The sequence below is a fragment of the Sulfitobacter sp. SK012 genome (assembly GCF_003352085.1).
Classification (GTDB): Bacteria; Pseudomonadota; Alphaproteobacteria; order Rhodobacterales; family Rhodobacteraceae; genus Sulfitobacter.
The window spans coordinates 3,047,677-3,062,847 of record NZ_CP025804.1 but is presented as its reverse complement, the minus strand read 5'-3'; the positions used below and the strand labels follow the sequence as shown (position 1 = coordinate 3,062,847).

General features: G+C 53.3%; 12 protein-coding genes and 2 pseudogenes. 4 read left to right on the top strand and 10 right to left on the bottom strand.

Translation table 11 applies throughout. The features are described 5' to 3' along the window. Nucleotide 1: 1 nt before the first annotated feature. From C1J03_RS14955 to C1J03_RS14945, 3 genes are read left to right on the top strand one after another with little or no spacing between them, the layout of a single operon-like run. On the top strand, nucleotides 2-787 hold the full coding sequence (locus C1J03_RS14955) for an ABC transporter ATP-binding protein (RefSeq protein WP_114889029.1): 786 nt from the start codon (nucleotides 2-4) through the stop codon (nucleotides 785-787). Continuing rightward, complete coding sequence (locus C1J03_RS14950; RefSeq protein WP_114887316.1) at nucleotides 787-2,502, top strand: MlaD family protein; 1,716 nt, start codon at nucleotides 787-789, stop codon at nucleotides 2,500-2,502. The genes C1J03_RS14955 and C1J03_RS14950 overlap by 1 nt, the downstream gene beginning before the upstream one ends. A gap of 4 nt (nucleotides 2,503-2,506) precedes the next feature. After that, nucleotides 2,507-3,118, top strand: a complete 612-nt coding sequence (locus C1J03_RS14945; RefSeq protein ID WP_254694053.1) for an ABC-type transport auxiliary lipoprotein family protein — start codon at nucleotides 2,507-2,509, stop codon at nucleotides 3,116-3,118. 405 nt (nucleotides 3,119-3,523) lie between these two features. Here the strand turns inward: C1J03_RS14945 and C1J03_RS14940 are convergent. Together C1J03_RS14940 and C1J03_RS14935 are read right to left on the bottom strand one after the other, a co-directional pair. Then, nucleotides 3,524-4,542, bottom strand: a pseudogene (locus C1J03_RS14940) (IS110 family transposase). A gap of 141 nt (nucleotides 4,543-4,683) precedes the next feature. After that, on the bottom strand, nucleotides 4,684-5,844 hold the full coding sequence (locus C1J03_RS14935) for an IS30 family transposase (protein WP_114887314.1): 1,161 nt from the start codon (nucleotides 5,842-5,844) through the stop codon (nucleotides 4,684-4,686). A 559-nt stretch (nucleotides 5,845-6,403) separates the two neighbouring features. Here C1J03_RS14935 and C1J03_RS14930 point away from each other — a divergent pair. Then, nucleotides 6,404-6,568: pseudogene (locus C1J03_RS14930) on the top strand (IS30 family transposase); the annotation flags it as partial. Between the two features lie 131 nt (nucleotides 6,569-6,699). On the opposite strand, the gene C1J03_RS14925 reads toward C1J03_RS14930, so the two are convergent. The 8 genes from C1J03_RS14925 to C1J03_RS14885 all read right to left on the bottom strand — a co-directional run bounded on the left by C1J03_RS14925 (nucleotide 6,700) and on the right by C1J03_RS14885 (nucleotide 14,750). Beyond that, complete coding sequence (locus C1J03_RS14925; protein ID WP_114887313.1) at nucleotides 6,700-7,443, bottom strand: trypsin-like serine peptidase; 744 nt, start codon at nucleotides 7,441-7,443, stop codon at nucleotides 6,700-6,702. 462 nt (nucleotides 7,444-7,905) lie between these two features. Further along, complete coding sequence (locus C1J03_RS14920) at nucleotides 7,906-8,403, bottom strand: isoprenylcysteine carboxyl methyltransferase family protein (protein WP_114887312.1); 498 nt, start codon at nucleotides 8,401-8,403, stop codon at nucleotides 7,906-7,908. Further along, nucleotides 8,403-9,467: a type III polyketide synthase gene (locus C1J03_RS14915; RefSeq protein WP_114887311.1), complete on the bottom strand. Its 1,065-nt coding sequence runs from the start codon at nucleotides 9,465-9,467 to the stop codon at nucleotides 8,403-8,405. Before C1J03_RS14915 ends, C1J03_RS14920 begins: the two co-directional genes overlap by 1 nt. 874 nt (nucleotides 9,468-10,341) lie before the next feature. After that, nucleotides 10,342-10,746: a helix-turn-helix domain-containing protein gene (locus C1J03_RS14905; protein WP_114887310.1), complete on the bottom strand. Its 405-nt coding sequence runs from the start codon at nucleotides 10,744-10,746 to the stop codon at nucleotides 10,342-10,344. A 443-nt stretch (nucleotides 10,747-11,189) separates the two neighbouring features. After that, the gene (locus C1J03_RS14900; protein ID WP_162798550.1) at nucleotides 11,190-11,927 is read right to left on the bottom strand and encodes an STAS/SEC14 domain-containing protein; all 738 of its coding nucleotides are present in this window, start codon (nucleotides 11,925-11,927) and stop codon (nucleotides 11,190-11,192) included. A gap of 141 nt (nucleotides 11,928-12,068) precedes the next feature. Continuing rightward, on the bottom strand, nucleotides 12,069-12,476 hold the full coding sequence (locus C1J03_RS14895; protein ID WP_162798549.1) for a GFA family protein: 408 nt from the start codon (nucleotides 12,474-12,476) through the stop codon (nucleotides 12,069-12,071). A 294-nt stretch (nucleotides 12,477-12,770) separates the two neighbouring features. Then, nucleotides 12,771-13,181 (bottom strand): hypothetical protein, encoded by a 411-nt coding sequence (locus tag C1J03_RS14890; protein ID WP_114887307.1) that lies wholly within the window; start codon nucleotides 13,179-13,181, stop codon nucleotides 12,771-12,773. Between the two features lie 522 nt (nucleotides 13,182-13,703). Beyond that, nucleotides 13,704-14,750, bottom strand: a complete 1,047-nt coding sequence (locus C1J03_RS14885; RefSeq protein ID WP_114887306.1) for an MBL fold metallo-hydrolase — start codon at nucleotides 14,748-14,750, stop codon at nucleotides 13,704-13,706. Nucleotides 14,751-15,171: the final 421 nt, after the last annotated feature.

Genomic DNA, 15,171 nt, shown 5'->3' with positions numbered 1-15,171 from the left:
AATGGCTAATGATCCTATCATCAAGGTGCGCGGATTGGTAACGCGGTTTGGCACGCACACAGTACATGCCGGGCTGGATCTGGATGTGCACCGTGGTGAGATCATTGGTGTTGTTGGCGGGTCTGGCACAGGCAAATCGGTGCTTTTACGTGCTATCGTCGGCTTGCTTGAACCTAATGAAGGCCAAATTGAAGTCTTTGGCGAAAGCGTGCGCGCAACTTCTGACGAGCGGTTCCGGGCCTTGCGTCGCCGGTGGGGCGTTATGTTTCAAGACGGCGCGTTGTTTTCTTCGCTCACCGTGCGCCAGAACGTTGAGGCACCAATGCGCGAGCAGTTGCGTCTGGACGATAGTTTGCGGGAGACACTGGCAGGGATAAAAGTGCGAATGGTCGGTTTGCCGGAAAATGCGATGGGTAAATACCCGTCCGAATTGTCCGGTGGGATGCGAAAGCGTGCTGGATTTGCGCGCGCCATCTCGATGGATCCCGAGATTGTTTTTCTAGATGAACCAACAGCGGGACTTGATCCCATTGGGGCCGCCGCATTTGATATTCTGATCAAACAGCTGCAGGCCTCTCTGGGGCTAACTGTCTTTTTGGTTACGCATGATTTGGACAGCTTGCATGCGATCTGTGACCGCATTGCGGTACTGGCGGATCAGAAGGTTTTGGCGGTGGGTACTATGGACGAAATGCTGCGGATTGATCACCCTTGGGTACATGAGTATTTTCATGGGCCACGCGCGCGGGCCGCTTTGTCGACAGCCACCCAAGAGGGCGTGCTTTGATGGAAACCCGCGCAAACTACATCTTGATTGGGGTTTTTACACTGCTCTCGATATTGGGCACCCTCGCGTTTTTCATCTGGCTGGCAAGCGTTCAGGTGAGCAAACAATATCAAAGTTACGGTATCTTATTCGAAGACGTCTCAGGCCTTGATCCATCGGGAGATGTATTTTTCAACGGCATCTCTGTAGGTCGAGTCATCGGCCTGCGTATTTCAGAAGCAGACCCCTCAAAGGTATTCACCACCATTGAGATTGAGGCAGAAACGCCTATCCGCTCCGACACAATTGCGCAGTTGGAATCGCAAGGCGTGACAGGCGTTGCCTATATCTCGCTGTCTGGCGGAAACCCCGCCGCACCCCCGTTGGTAGATAACGCAGAGGGTTGGAAGGTTATACCTTCGCGGCGTTCTAGCCTGCAATCATTGGTGCAAGACGCGCCTGATTTACTGGAGGAAACGACCAGGTTACTGGAGCAGTTCCAGATATTGACGGGGCCGGAAAATCAAACCTACGTCACAAACATCCTGCGCAATCTGGATGCGTCTTCAGGCCGCCTGGATCAGGCATTGGACAATTTTTCCGAAATATCGGGCACAGTGAGGGACGCAACCGCTCAGATCACTTTATTTACAGACCGGCTGGACACAATCGGTGCATCTGTAACCAGCACACTTGAGCAGTCGGATAGCACAATGGCCGCTGCAACGGATGCGTTTAAGACGGCAGACATGGCACTGGCGAGATCCGTCGATGCGATTGGCAGCGCTGAAGAAACGTTTGATCAGGCAACTCTCATTTTACGAGAACAAGTGCCCGACATCCTCGCTCAAGTGGCAGATGCCGCATCCTTGACCAATGCAGCCATCGCTGATTTGCGGACTCGATCAAGCTTAACCCTTGATGGATTTACACAAACGGCTGACCTCTTGAACGCGCGATTGATTGAACTTGAAGGATCGTTGAAACAGGCCAGTACCGCATTTACTGCAGTCACCGAAGCCTCAAACAGCTTTGACTTGCTTGTAGACGGTGATGGTACGCTGCTAGTGCGTGAGGCACGTGTTGTTCTTGCGGATGCCAAGGCGGCAATTGCGACAATTGAAAGCGTGGTGCTGAATGATGTTCCTGCGATTATGACCGACATTCGTACTGGTGTTGCCAGTGCCAGCCAAGCTGTCGATGATGTTGCCGCAAACCTGACAGGGCTGAGCGACCGTTTTGATCCCTTGGCCAAAGAGGCACAGCAGGCCATCGCTTCGGCCAATGAACTTTTTAGTAAAGCCCAAAGTAGTCTTGGCGCGCTGGACAGCACTCTTGTGGTGGCCGAAGGCGCACTTGGATCAGCGCAAACCGCATTTGACGCCGTGACAGAGGTTTTGGACACTGATCTTGGCCCGACAATGACAGATATCCGAACAGCCTCTGCGCAGATTAGCAAGGCGGTCACAGACGTTGCCAAGGACATGCCCGCAATCACTTCAGAGCTACGTGCACTTATTGCCCGTAGCGATGCGGTCGCACGCCAAATTCAAACCGCTGTTGCGCAAACCACCCCTGGCATTAGTGATTTCGCCAACAAGGGTTTGCTCGAGTTGACACGGCTTTCCGCAGAGGCACGCGGACTGGTCAAAACACTAGGTGATCTGACCCGCCGGATAGAACGTGATCCCGCGCGTTTCATGCTGGATGGCCGTGTTCCCGAATACAGGAGATAGATCTATGTCCCTTCTTACCCGCCGTATCGCCCTTTTGGGAGCCGTTTGCTCTGTGAGCGGCTGTTCAGCGATTTCGTCGCTGAACACTGCTGCCAAACCGTTGGATACCTACGATTTGCGACCTGTTTCGGGATCGCAGGCAGGGGGGCGGAAGTCGCGAACTTTGTTGGTGGCGCAACCCCAAGCCACAGCCGCGCTTGCAACTGACCGTATCATGATTAAACCTGATCCTGCCTCCATCACCTATCTGCCTGATGCACGCTGGAGCGATGAATTGCCGGCGGTCGTTCAGTCGTTACTGATACGAAGTATCTCTCAGACGGGGCGGATCGCGTACGTTGGGCGCAGCGACGCGGGGCCAATACCTGACAAGGCACTGTTGGTCCGAATAGATGCATTCGAGGTTGGTATTTTAGCAGATGGCAGGTTCGAGGTGCAGGTTGGTCTGGACCTCACGATTATCAGCGATGGGGATCAACGTGTTGTCGCCACACGCCGTTTTTCGCAGTCAAGCGTTGTCTCTAGCGACGATCCCAAGCTGATCGTTGCAGCGTTCCAAACTGTGCTGAATGACCTTTTGCCAAACATGTCAAATTGGGCCATTCAGCGAGTCTGAGCCTGTGCCCCAAAGGGCAAGGTCCATTAATCCTGTACCTGTTCAGGGCCTCTAACAGACCAACAGTTGGGCGGCATGCCATGATTGGCTAACCGGGTTTCGATGTCATCGAATGACCTGCTTGGGTGCTACATCTGCATCAGGCGGCTTTGTCCTGTGTGGATGGCACCTGCAAAGCAAGACTTTTTTCGAAGCAATTGGCAATTTGTCAGATACGGTCTTGTGTTCAGCCTGTTCGCGCGGTTTTTAGGGCCGCTGGCCTTGATGGTTTCCGCTGATCAAGTCCCCATTCTCGCAGACGGACAGAGATTGTCCTGGACAAAGCCCGGGGTGTCTTGATGTTGCGGCTGACTTGTCCGCCATCACTTCATTGGTCTTGCTATCTCGTTGTTCTTTCCTTTCGTTTCAGGTTGTTCGCGGTTGATAGGGCTCATTGCGCGATAGCACGGCCCAGATGATCCTCGCGGTTTTGTTTGCCATGGCAATTGCCGCCAGTTTGGCTGGCTTTCGCTGCAAGATGTCGGCGAACCAAGGATCAAATCGCTCCGGTGCGCTTTTGATTTGTTTGATGCGGGATGTCATACAAACGACCATAAGTCGTCGAATGTAACGGTCTCCCATCTTTGATATGCGTCCCAAGCGCTCTTTGCCGCCTGTTGATTTGTTGATTGGCGTCAGGCCCAGCCAAGCCGACAAATCTCTACCGCTTTGGAACTGTTCGCCACTTCCAACGGTGGCGACGATAGCAGAGGCTGTGATTGGACCGATGCCGGGGATCGTTTGCAGCAAGGCAATGCGCGGTTCCAACTTCGCCACTGTGGTCATTCGGCGACCGTACCAATTCACCCGCGCGTGCAGCGCTAAAAGTTGCTCGCTGAGATCTGTGACAACATCGCAGGCGGCCTGCGGAAGCGCAGGTGAATGCCCCTCGATCATACCTTTCGCAAACCTGATGGCATGCCCGACACCTTGAGCAAAGATAATCCCAAACTCTGCCAACAACCCGCGCATCATATTAATGGTTTGGGTTCTTTGCCTAACAATCAGATCCCGTGCGCGGTGTCGCGACAAGATTGCTTGTTGTTCTGGTGACTTCATTTCCACGAACCGCATGGTCGGACGGGTGACGGCTTCGCAGATCGCTTCTGCATCTGCCGCATCGGACTTGCCACGCTTAACATAAGGCTTCACATAAATTGGTGCGATCAGTTTCACTGCATGGCCCAGTTTGCTCAACTCACGCGCCCAATAATGACTGGACCCACACGCCTCCATACCGACCAAGCAAGGCTCTAGCTTTTCGAAAAAGGAAATCATCTGTGCTCGTCGTAACGAACGGTTAAAGGCAATGTTCCGTCTTCGGTAATCCCGTGAACCTGAAAGACGTTCTTGGCCAAGTCTAGGCCGATTGTGCTAACTTGCATTGGGTGGCTCCTCTCATAAGCGGTTAAAGACAACTGCACTATGGCGAATGGCGACGCCGGTTGAAGCAGGAGCCGTCCACCCCATCCCGCACAGCAGACCCCTGCACCTACCGCAGCGAATGTCCGCAAACCGCGGCGATCTCAACCGGTCGATGCAACACACTCTGCGAACTTCTCTGCTGGCGTTTGGTATTGCAAGGTCTTGCGAGGTCGTTCGTTGAGTTGCCTTGCAATTGCACTGAGTTTTGCTTGGGAATGAACGGACAGGTCCGTTCCGCGAGGCAAGTACTGCCTCAAAAGCCGGTTGGTGTTCTCGTTTGACCCGCGCTGCCACGGTGATTGTGGGTCGCAGAAGTAGACATCAACGTCGGTTGCCAACGTGAATCGCGGATGATCTGCCAGCTCTTTGCCACGATCCCACGTCAGCGACTTGTAGAGCTCGCGCGGCAGTTTCTGAGCCGATTTGATCAGCGCCGTGATGACACTCTGTGTGTCTTTGTTCGCGACTTTGACCCGCATCACGTACCGAGAATGCCGTTCCACGAGTGTCGCGATATAACTGTTCTTTGATCCACCGATTAAGTCGCCCTCCCAGTGGCCCCGAACAGCACGATCTTCGACGGACGCAGGCCTTTCGCTGATAGATACAGCGTCCTTGATCTGGCCATTTCCCTTTCGCTTCTGGCTGGCATGCTGTGAGCGCCGTACAGTGCGTTTAGCCCGCAAGTGCTCCAGAAGTTCCTTCTTCAGGACACCGCGGGCCTGTATATATAGGCTTCTGTAAATCGTTTCGTGTGACACCTGTTTGTGCGCCTCTCCAGGGGATGCGCGTTTGAGCCAACCAGCAACTTGTTCTGGCGACCACTTGCGCCGTAACTTTGCGGATACTGCGTGGGCCAACATCGGGTGACAAGCCAACTTGCACATCTTGGGGCGCAAAGCCCGATCCCATGCAGCTTGGTCTGATGCCGTTGCGCGATAGCCCAACTTGCCCCCATTGCGTCGTACCTCGCGGCTGATCGTTGAAGGCGCACGTCGCAACTGACGCGCAATTGCCCGGAGAGATTGCTTGGTGCTGAGCCCACGAGATATCTCTTCACGCTCAGCAAGGCTCAATGCAGAACGACCGCGTCTGCGATCAGGTGGACGTATTCCGCCCGTTGGTGAAATCACGGAAAATACCGACGATGAGTGGCGATCAAAAACGCGCCCAATCGACCTCATCGACTCGCCACGCTGCCATCGATCCCAGATATCGGCACGCTGTTCGGCTGAATAATAGATCCTGCGACGATACTTCATTCAAAACACTCCATCTCTTCCTAAAGATTAAAGTGTTGCGTTGATCAGTTGAGGCCACCGACATTACTGTCGAAGTGTGCGTGCCGCAGCATCGGTCGAAATGGGCTCCAAGCCGCCGTTCGCTGCAAGACGAACGAAGGTCGGCAATGGGCCGAAAGCAGCGGTCGTGTCTTTTGCGGTCAACGGCAGTTTTGTCCCGCAACTCGGTCATAGCCCCGCTTTTTCGCCAGTGTCGGCTCACGGTCAAAGCGGCCGTTGGGGCAGGGATCGGCTTATAGGTCCTGACGGTCCTGATCGCGGCGTAACAAACAGGTAGGGCAGAATTACGCGCCGGGTCTAGGTGGCAACTTGAGGCGTCCCCATTGAAGCTGTTTATGTTCTCTAGGGCTTCTCAACCCACCCAGTGACCTATCCATCGATGCGTCTCGAAGAGTTCAGCCATTCCTAATTCCGCTCACTGATACGTGCATTTGGATCAAGGGCGTCGCTATTTGCGGTTTGAGGTAGTTCAACAGATCTTGACCTAGGCGGAAAAGGGCCGCTGTTCCGGCGACAGCCCAACCGCCTGCTGCGACAGTACTGTCAAGAGGGCACGGACTTGTCGATACATACTCAAGCAAAGCTGAGTGCCGTCGCCAGACCGCTTAACGAACGACCGCGAAAGACGCTGGGATACGAAACTCCCGCAGAGCGTTTCAATGCATGTGTTGCATCGACATGTTGAAACCGTCTAACTATGCGGGCGAAAATACAATTTCGCTGCAGCGTTATCGACGAGATGGCGTCAATTTAGAGTGGTGCGTTTGGAGCGTGGGGCTGGCGCGAATAGACAGATCCGAACAAGCCTCGCGCCTATTATTCGGAGTTTGCTAAGCGCTGTGCCTCCCGTTTCCAAGCTTCGCTGACATGTCCGCGAAGCCAATCGTTGACTTCAACCGCAAGCGCAGTCCCTTCAGGTTCTTTGCTCGCTACAATTACACCTGCCAATTGCCATCCGTGCGCACCTTTAACCAAAACCGCGCCTCCCGAATTGCCTCCAATCACTTGACAGTCAGACGCGATTACTCCGAGGAATGAATTCTGCGAAAGTGGACAGTTAAAACGCCCATGAAGGCTTTTGTCTGGAGCATTCTGATATCCCAGTAGCGCCCCAATTTTTGGCAAGGTGTTTTCAGCCGGAACCAATGGCACAGGGCGAACCTTGTCACGGGGAATAAGGCGGCCCAGGCGGACAACAGCGAGATCAAAGCGAAACTTTGTTGAACCGGATGCATAAGCCCAGGCTGGATAGCGGAATATGTCAACGGAACTACTGTCTGCAACAAGACGGGTGCCATTTTGACCTGCAACAAAATGCAAAGTGCTCAGTAAGCCGTCCTTTTCGGTGGTACAGTGTGCGGCAGTGATTACCAAATCTGGCGCAACCAATGTTCCGCTACAACTCGATGCCCCCTTAGTTCCCTCGGCATTGACCACACCCACAGCAGTCCATTCTAGACGGCTCGTTATATCAAGCGCAGGCAACGGTTCAGCCCGCGCAGAGACACTGATAAGCAGCGCCGTGGCTAGTGTTGTGAGAATAGTGGCTGTTTCATTCATAACACCACACCATAAAAACGGCTCGTCTCTATGGAAAGGTAAAAGGCACCTTAAAGTTCCGCCTACCGCTATGAGGCCTTATTGCCTGCCGCGGCGCCATAAGGTGCTTTCTTAAGGTGGCCTGAACTGAGCGGGTACCTGACCGCAGTCTCTGGCCGCTATAACCGGTCTTTCCACTTGCGGTTTTTAAGGCTTTGCAGGATGCGGTAATTGTGACGGAGGTCTATTTTATGGTCGGGGTCCTCTCGCTTTTCGCGGTCCTGTCGGTTCCTTATCTCACCCGCTATGTGGCTCGATGTTGGATTTATTCTTTTGGCACTTTGTCATCATCATATGTAACCCGGGGTAGGCTGAAGCCGATCAAAACCAGCAGAGCGAACACACAAAGTGAGGCAATCTTGGGAAACATCAGTGCAGCCAGCCCAATGCGCTCCGCGCCAAAACCTATCCCGACAAACAAACCTATGCAGCCCTCAAGGTCGCAAGCGCCTTATGTTCGACTCCGATGCGCACCCATAGCATCGCTGCGTTCAACACGGTAAACACCAGAGCGACCCAGCCAAGCCCCAGCACCATTGGTGCAACAACAATCTCCGCAACGACCAGCATGTAATTGGGATGCGAGAGGTATTTGAACGGACCACGCACTACCAATGGCTCTTCGAGAACGATGATGCGCGTGGTCCAGCGACTGCCAAGGCTTCCTAGTATCCAAACCCGCAGAACTTGCAGAACAGCGAACAGCGCAAGCCAGCCATATGACACTGCTTCAAGGAAGCCGAAGATCACCAAACACGCTATCCAAGCGCTGTGCATGGCGACCATCACAGGATAATGTGCGGCTCCGACTTCATAAGCACCTTTCGCCAAAAGTTTTGCGGTGTTGCGCTTTGCAATCACCAGCTCGCTCAACCGCTGCACGATGATGAACCCGAGAAAGAGGAGTGTTGCCATTTCCATCATGCTGCATCCGCGTTGATGTGGAAGGGCAGAAACGAAGCAGTGAATCCGGGGCCCAGGGCACAAGACATCATTTGACCAGACTTGCCTGCGTCAATCACGGCCTTCATGACAAACATCACAGTGGGTGCTGACATATTACCGGCGGCGCGCAAAGTGTCGCGCTCAGCGTCCAACGACCCTTGCTCAAGTTGCAGTGCGCCTTCGATAGCGTCTGCAACCTTTGCTAAGCCGGGGTGGCAGACATAACGATCAATTTGGTCGTGATTGAGATTTGCGGCCTTAAGAGCGCCAGCGGTGGCAGTGACAAACTCTTGGGTGACAAATGCCGGTATCGAACGATCAAAGACCACGCCAAAGCCGGTCTCGTCCACGTCCCAACCCATGATATCAAGCGTATCGGGCCACATCGTCTGATGCCCTTGGCCGAGCGTTACGATCTTGCCCGCGCGGGGAGGGGTCGCACTGATACATGCAGCTGCGGACCCATCGCCAAACAAAACGGCGGCAATAATATCCGCTTTTTGCAGGCGATCTGCGCGAAAAGACAAAGAGCACGTCTCAACGGCGACCAACAAGACCTTTGCGCTCGGTCGGCCTGCCGCGATTGCTTGGGTCGTAGCCAGCCCTGAAACGCCGCCTGCGCATCCAAGGCCAAAAACTGGAACCCGCATGATATCTTCTCGAAAGCCCATTTCAGTGAAGGCTTGCGCATCAAGGGAAGGGGTTGCGATACCTGTCGAGCAGACGGTGACCACGCAATCAACGTCGGCACCGGTCCATTCAGCATCATCTAGGGCGCGTCGCGCGGCCTCGATGAACATGGCCTTCGCACCTGTCATAAATGCTGCGTTCCGATCTGCCCAGCCGTGATCTTCTGAAAACCAGTCAATGGGGACGACAGAATATCGCCTGTCAATGCCAGCTGTATCAAAGGTCTTCGCAAGCCGATCAAACTGCGGATATCTCTTGCCAAAGATGAGGGACGCGCGTTCCCGAACCTCTGTTTGCGACAAGCAATGAGGCGGTAACGCTGTTGATAGGCCATGAAGATAGACTGACATTGCAGACCCTTTGCTAACCTAGGTCTGATCAATTGGCGATCAGTCCCTATTCGCGATGTAGCTCTTTCAGCACTTATACAACCCACAAACAGGTGTCACGTTCCCTCAGCCAATGCTCGTCGTTGTGATACGCTCGGAAAAACGACTGCTGTGTAAGTTCGTTCAGAAGCCGCTCAATCGGCATAGTGGTCCTGTGCAAATCAAGCGAGCATCTGTCAATCTCAGTAAGGCATGCCTGTGTAGCAGTTGCCGACCTCTGTGTCATTGAGGACGCTTTGCCGCCTAAGGGAGTGCTACAACAGGACGGGCGCGCCCGTCAATTCTTCCAGCCTGCTGACTTGGGAGACTACATGTCTGCCAATCCCACAGATAACTGCATTGCTGCCGTCCACTATCGACTGCGCCTGCCGTAACCCCGCATAACGATCACGATAGATACCGTAATGGATAGCTCAAGGATGCCTTTTTGAGGTGAATCACGCCCCTTTATTATCTTTGTCGAGAGAGGGAAACTTTGGTTTCCGAATACCCATATTTTGTTGACCATTTGAGGTTGCCATAGAGTTGCGGCAACTCTGTTTTGTTTACGTCTGGCCGAAATAGGTTTCCCTCCACGCCACTCAAGTTTCCCTCAAAGTTTCCCATTTCCATCTGATGTAAACTTGTTCGCATGAGTTAGCCATTGACCTGACAACTCAACAGCGGACCCATGAGTCAGACGGACGCCTTCCATCAAAAACGACCCGCAGAGACTGCATGGCAGCAAGAGAGGGTGCTGGGTCTTCACCTTGGCTGAGCGTCCGCAGGAAGCCGATCCATGCCAGTTCATTCTCGGTAACTTCGTGCCGAGAGACCTTCGGGGCGAGTTTATGTATCATTTCCCAAATATTCCCCGAAGCGTTGTGCGTGCCCGCGACGTAAGTGCGGGGTCCTTGTTCTCCGAGGCCTCGCGCAACTCGCTCAGCCAAATTACTTCGTTGCGGCTCACAATCGTCCCGAAGATCTCGTCAATCACCGCACCTGTCGTCCGGTAGCTAGATTGCGCCACTGCCATCCTGAACAGGCGACTGGGATCGCAATCGAGCGCGGTTGCCAAAGCGGGCACACGGTCCAGCGGCAGTTTTGACTTACCTGCCTTCAACATACTCAAAATGTTCGGGTTCACAAAACCCGCTTCATCCGCGATCTGAGTCTGACTTTTACGCGGACGCAACTCAAGCATACGCTGGGTGAGAAAAGCTGACATCTGTGTGTCAGCGTAGGGAGCTTTTGGAGGCATCTGTGTCTATCCTGAATGATTTCGCAGCGTCACTGCTGCTCATCTTCATTATAGTCTTGAGATGCGAGGGTTTCTCGTGGTTTGCAAAGCAAATCGCGTGGGTTCGCAGGATATTTGCGGGAAAGTGTTGGGGGCAGTGAGGCCAATGGGGTCAGAGAATTGAATGCTTTACGATGCGTCCACATTTGTTAACTTTATGGCCGATGACGCAGGGTAATTTGGTCCATTTCACAGATGGTAACATCGTTACAAAAGGCTTCGTAACCTATTGATTTATATGGGGGTATGTGGGGTTCGAGTCCCTTCACCCGTACCAACAATCCTAAAATAGAATATGTAAACAGGGTGCTGTGCGGATGTTGCACCCTGCTGACAGCTTGGCTGTTCTGAGAGCGTTTTTGCTCTGGATCGTTTCACATAACTGTAAAACTACATCACTGCCTTTAGGTGACGATCCACTCTTTTGCGTCGTCCAAATCATCTACGTCAAAGATCATGACTTCCGTCGGCATCAGGCTACCGAAAAGCTTTGCGCTTTTGCGTATCCAGTCGATGTCAGTGACCAAGGCAAGTTTGGAAAAGGTCGTCAGATGGGAAAAGCCAAACCGCATGTCATCCCACATCGCCCCGGCGGAATATCCGTCAAAGTATTGATCGAGCAAGCATAAGAGCTTTAATTTGTCATGCTCCTTCGATGCCGCATTGATCAAAGGGGCCAGGCTCTCAGTATAGTCTTTTGAGGTGATTAAACCGGAAAACCGAAGTGCGATAACGTCTCTCGGGAAATCATCCAACTGGGTTATTGCACCGGGATGATCCTCTTCCATGGCAGCCCAATTGAGCGCATCTTCATAGGCATCGGATTTGAAACGTCGGATTTTCGCGCTTGTAAACACATCAGCCAACGGATGCGCGAGCGACAAAAGAACACTGTCGGTCACGAAAGCAACTTTAGGCACGATTTTCTGCCGCTCATGAACAAATGAAATGTGTGATTTCAACGCGTCAAAACTGTCCCACATTGGAACGCTACCCGTGACGATCACCAGACTAGGCACCTTATCATACGCGTTGATATAGGTGTTCATCGTCTCAACAAGCTTCTCAATGTCTTTGGTAGATATCTTTTGTTCGGGCGAGATTATGAGCAGGTTCTCCCGCTCTTGTGTTTCAATCCTCATGCTTCTGGCTCCTCTATGTTCAAGAGAAAGCATAGCCGAGTTTGCGGTTTTTGCGAACTGGCACGCGGACGCACTCTTTATAGCTGGTAGTTTGTAATGCGGTGAGAATGGTTCGACGGTGCTTTACACACCGCCTACCACTTAACCTGGCATCTTTTCGAAGGCCGGAAGGCCGTCTTCGAGGACGGTAGCGTTCAATTTACTCGACGTGTAAACATTCACCTTCGGCGCGAACTCTTCTTGTTCATTGATAAGCCCGGCGCGCAAGCCGAGCATGCCTTCGCGGGCTGAGTTCTGCGTGAAAAGCGGCGTTCCACAGTTGCCACAGAAATGCTTGGTCATCACCGTACCGGCATCTGAACTGTGCTGGTAGGTTTTCGGCGTGCCGGTGACCTTCACATCGTCGTGTTTCATAAACATCAGTGTGGCATAAGCGCTGCCGGTGGACTGGCGGCATGCGGTACAGTGACAATTCGCCATGACCGGCACCTCGCCATCGGCTTCAAATGAGATGTCTCCACAGAGACAGTTGCCGGTAAGTTTTGTCATTGGTTTCCCTTTGTATTTTGGCATCATTGCAGTCACGACACTAAGGAAATTGGGATAATCATCAAGGGCTGCACAAAGATTTGAACGAATGGATTCTAGCGTAGAAGCTAACACCGTCTAAGTTCAGGCCGGCCTCTTCATGCCGCTGGGTGAATGTCGTGTTTCACTGGTGGGGTATTCGGTGAGGATCGACATGAGGCGCACACACCGGACCTGCGAAAAAATCGCACTGAACGGTAGCCTTGAGACAAGAGCCACCGAGTTGCTTGGTGCCGTCACTGTCCGTGATCAGGTCTACGGTATGGGTATGATAATTTTATAGTGAATAACGATATCGGACAGGATCAAGGGGCCGTCTTCTGCGCGGAACTCTATCCGGAGGCTCCCAATGGTTTGGCCAATCGAGGCGCTGGTCGCGGACACGATGGCATCCAAATTGAACGCCTCTTGGTGCATTCGGGTATGGCTTTTTGAAAACGACGTTCGGTTCATAATCGTCACCGGCCCGGACCCTATGGCACGTGCTGTCAGCCGCCCACTTCCCGCAGGGCGAATGTTAAACGTCAAGAGCCCATGATTGCGCAAAGCTGTCGAATAGTGGAACGCGTTTTGCATATCAAACTGCAACTGATGGCTTTCCCCATCTTCAAGCCTGAGTTCGCTGTCGCGTAAGACCTGATAATCAGAAGCTATGACATTGGGCATAATCGCTGGTCCTTTGATGAAATCGGCTGTGCAAGGTTAGCATGGCCGGTTCATTCAGCAAAATAGTCGAACGGCGGGTAGGTGCTTGTCTTGCGGTGCCGATAACTACTGCTGCGCTTTCTCGTCACAATTCGCGAGCCGTCTTCTGGGCAGTTTTGGAGGTCCAACTAACATAGGCCCAAGCAGGGGGCGGAGGGGCCGCTAGGTACACTTCACGAAGTTTTCTTCCTGTTGCAGCCCTAGAAAAATCAGAACAACCAGCCAAACCTTTCAAAGACCGATCAGCGTCAGTGAGTAGTTGAATGTTTCCGAGAACGGGCACTTTCACTTATGTTTCTGGTGCCCGGTTTATCCGCATGCCCAAGTTTGACCGATCCCTCAGCGAAGGTTGGCTCTGAACCCATGTTACTCGGTATCAACACCGCAAAAAGCAGCCGATTTGCGGTTCCCGTTCCCTTTGGCAGCGTCAACAACCTAACGAAAATGTGGATCGTTTGAGGGGAACGGGTGCATTGGATCGTCTTATTCAGCCACGAGACGCAGGGTCGCCAGATCGGCACCAACGATGACGTTGCCAGTAAATCCACCTTCCATCGCAGCATCTGCATAATCGGCTGGCGTAAGCGGCGCTGGCAATGGGTACGGTCCTTGCCGCGGTGCACCCACTGGTGGGATCAAATGCGTGAGCATCAAGTGCTCCGAGCCCGTGCGCTTGGCCATAGCGCCCAAATCGGTTGCTGTACTTTGACGGAAATAGATCGGCGGTGGAAAACCAGTTTCTCCATCAGGGCCCATGACCGGGTGGATCGTAGAGTGCACGATAACGTCCGCTCCCATCGCAAGGGCTTCGACCCGAGCGGATGTTGAGGTTTCACGTGGTGGTGCAGGCAAATCATTGCCAGCATCGCCGCCGATCACGACACTGCCCGCAGGTGTATCAACACGGTAAGATGCATGGCCCGCAACGTGGCGTGAAAAGACAGCGCTGACTGTAATGTCGCCCATTGACCAGACCTCAACCGGCGTGTCCGTGCCGGCAAAGTTTACCACCTCAAGAAGATCTGCTGGCCCGCCAGCAAGGCGCTTGGGGTTCTCAGCCAAACGTTGTGCCATTTCACCGGAATTAATGAACGCATCGCCAATGTGTGCGGCATAGTTCGTACAACTCATGGTGTGACCTGCGGCGCTTTTTGTATCCTCGGCACAAACGACGGGCAGTTTCGGTCCAGCAGAATTAAAATGCCAGCGCAGTTGCGCCATATCGATCAGCCCTTCGACATGGTCCGAATGTAGGTGCGTCAAGAAAACGCCCGACAGCCGCCCAACAGGAACGCCGATCTTGGACAACTGCTGCGTTGTACCGCGACCTGCGTCGAATTGCATGAGTACGTCGCGGCAGTTGTTTTCTTCGGTCCCGTACGTAACCAACGTCCCAGAACCCGCCTGTCCGTTGAACACTGGCGGGCCACCTTGGACCCCGGTTATTGTTACCTCGACACAATTTGCCGACAATGCAGGGCTCGCTGCAACGGCCATCGCCATTGAAGCGGCGCAAATAAATTTGTTCATTTTGGTCCTCCCCTAGTGTGAGATCGCAAGTTGGATTGCCGAAACAAGCCTGTTTGAGCGGTCCCACATGATTAGATCGTATCTAACGTTAGTGCATGGCTAACGAGCGGTCCATCATGACGATGACCGTCCGTGCGATCATGCGGCAGCCCAGATTTATCTGGGATCCTTTTGGCGTTGTGTTGCCATGAACCTTGCGGAGCCGGTGCGGCTTGCCCGGAATGCGTGACGCCGGGAGCCCCTTGGTTAGGCGCTAAAAACCGACTTTGGTGCAACCGCGAGGAACGGCAACAAGGTCTGCATGGCTACCGGAAGGTGGTAGAGTTTCAGCGGCAGCTATTGCTCATTCCTAAATCAAACTAACACAGTTTTTGTGTTGGCAGGGACGGTTTGAACGTCAACCTGCCAGCTATTCCCTTAA

What these genes read in the sequence shown, in the direction of transcription:
- C1J03_RS14955 (WP_114889029.1), top strand. Translation starts at nt 2, where the DNA reads ATGGCTAATGATCCTATCATCAAGGTGCGCGGATTGGTAACGCGGTTT.
- C1J03_RS14950 (WP_114887316.1), top strand. Translation starts at nt 787, where the DNA reads ATGGAAACCCGCGCAAACTACATCTTGATTGGGGTTTTTACACTGCTC.
- C1J03_RS14945 (WP_254694053.1), top strand. Translation starts at nt 2,507, where the DNA reads ATGTCCCTTCTTACCCGCCGTATCGCCCTTTTGGGAGCCGTTTGCTCT.
- C1J03_RS14935 (WP_114887314.1), bottom strand. Translation starts at nt 5,844, where the DNA reads ATGAAGTATCGTCGCAGGATCTATTATTCAGCCGAACAGCGTGCCGAT.
- C1J03_RS14925 (WP_114887313.1), bottom strand. Translation starts at nt 7,443, where the DNA reads ATGAATGAAACAGCCACTATTCTCACAACACTAGCCACGGCGCTGCTT.
- C1J03_RS14920 (WP_114887312.1), bottom strand. Translation starts at nt 8,403, where the DNA reads ATGGAAATGGCAACACTCCTCTTTCTCGGGTTCATCATCGTGCAGCGG.
- C1J03_RS14915 (WP_114887311.1), bottom strand. Translation starts at nt 9,467, where the DNA reads ATGTCAGTCTATCTTCATGGCCTATCAACAGCGTTACCGCCTCATTGC.
- C1J03_RS14905 (WP_114887310.1), bottom strand. Translation starts at nt 10,746, where the DNA reads ATGCCTCCAAAAGCTCCCTACGCTGACACACAGATGTCAGCTTTTCTC.
- C1J03_RS14900 (WP_162798550.1), bottom strand. Translation starts at nt 11,927, where the DNA reads ATGAGGATTGAAACACAAGAGCGGGAGAACCTGCTCATAATCTCGCCC.
- C1J03_RS14895 (WP_162798549.1), bottom strand. Translation starts at nt 12,476, where the DNA reads ATGACAAAACTTACCGGCAACTGTCTCTGTGGAGACATCTCATTTGAA.
- C1J03_RS14890 (WP_114887307.1), bottom strand. Translation starts at nt 13,181, where the DNA reads ATGCCCAATGTCATAGCTTCTGATTATCAGGTCTTACGCGACAGCGAA.
- C1J03_RS14885 (WP_114887306.1), bottom strand. Translation starts at nt 14,750, where the DNA reads ATGAACAAATTTATTTGCGCCGCTTCAATGGCGATGGCCGTTGCAGCG.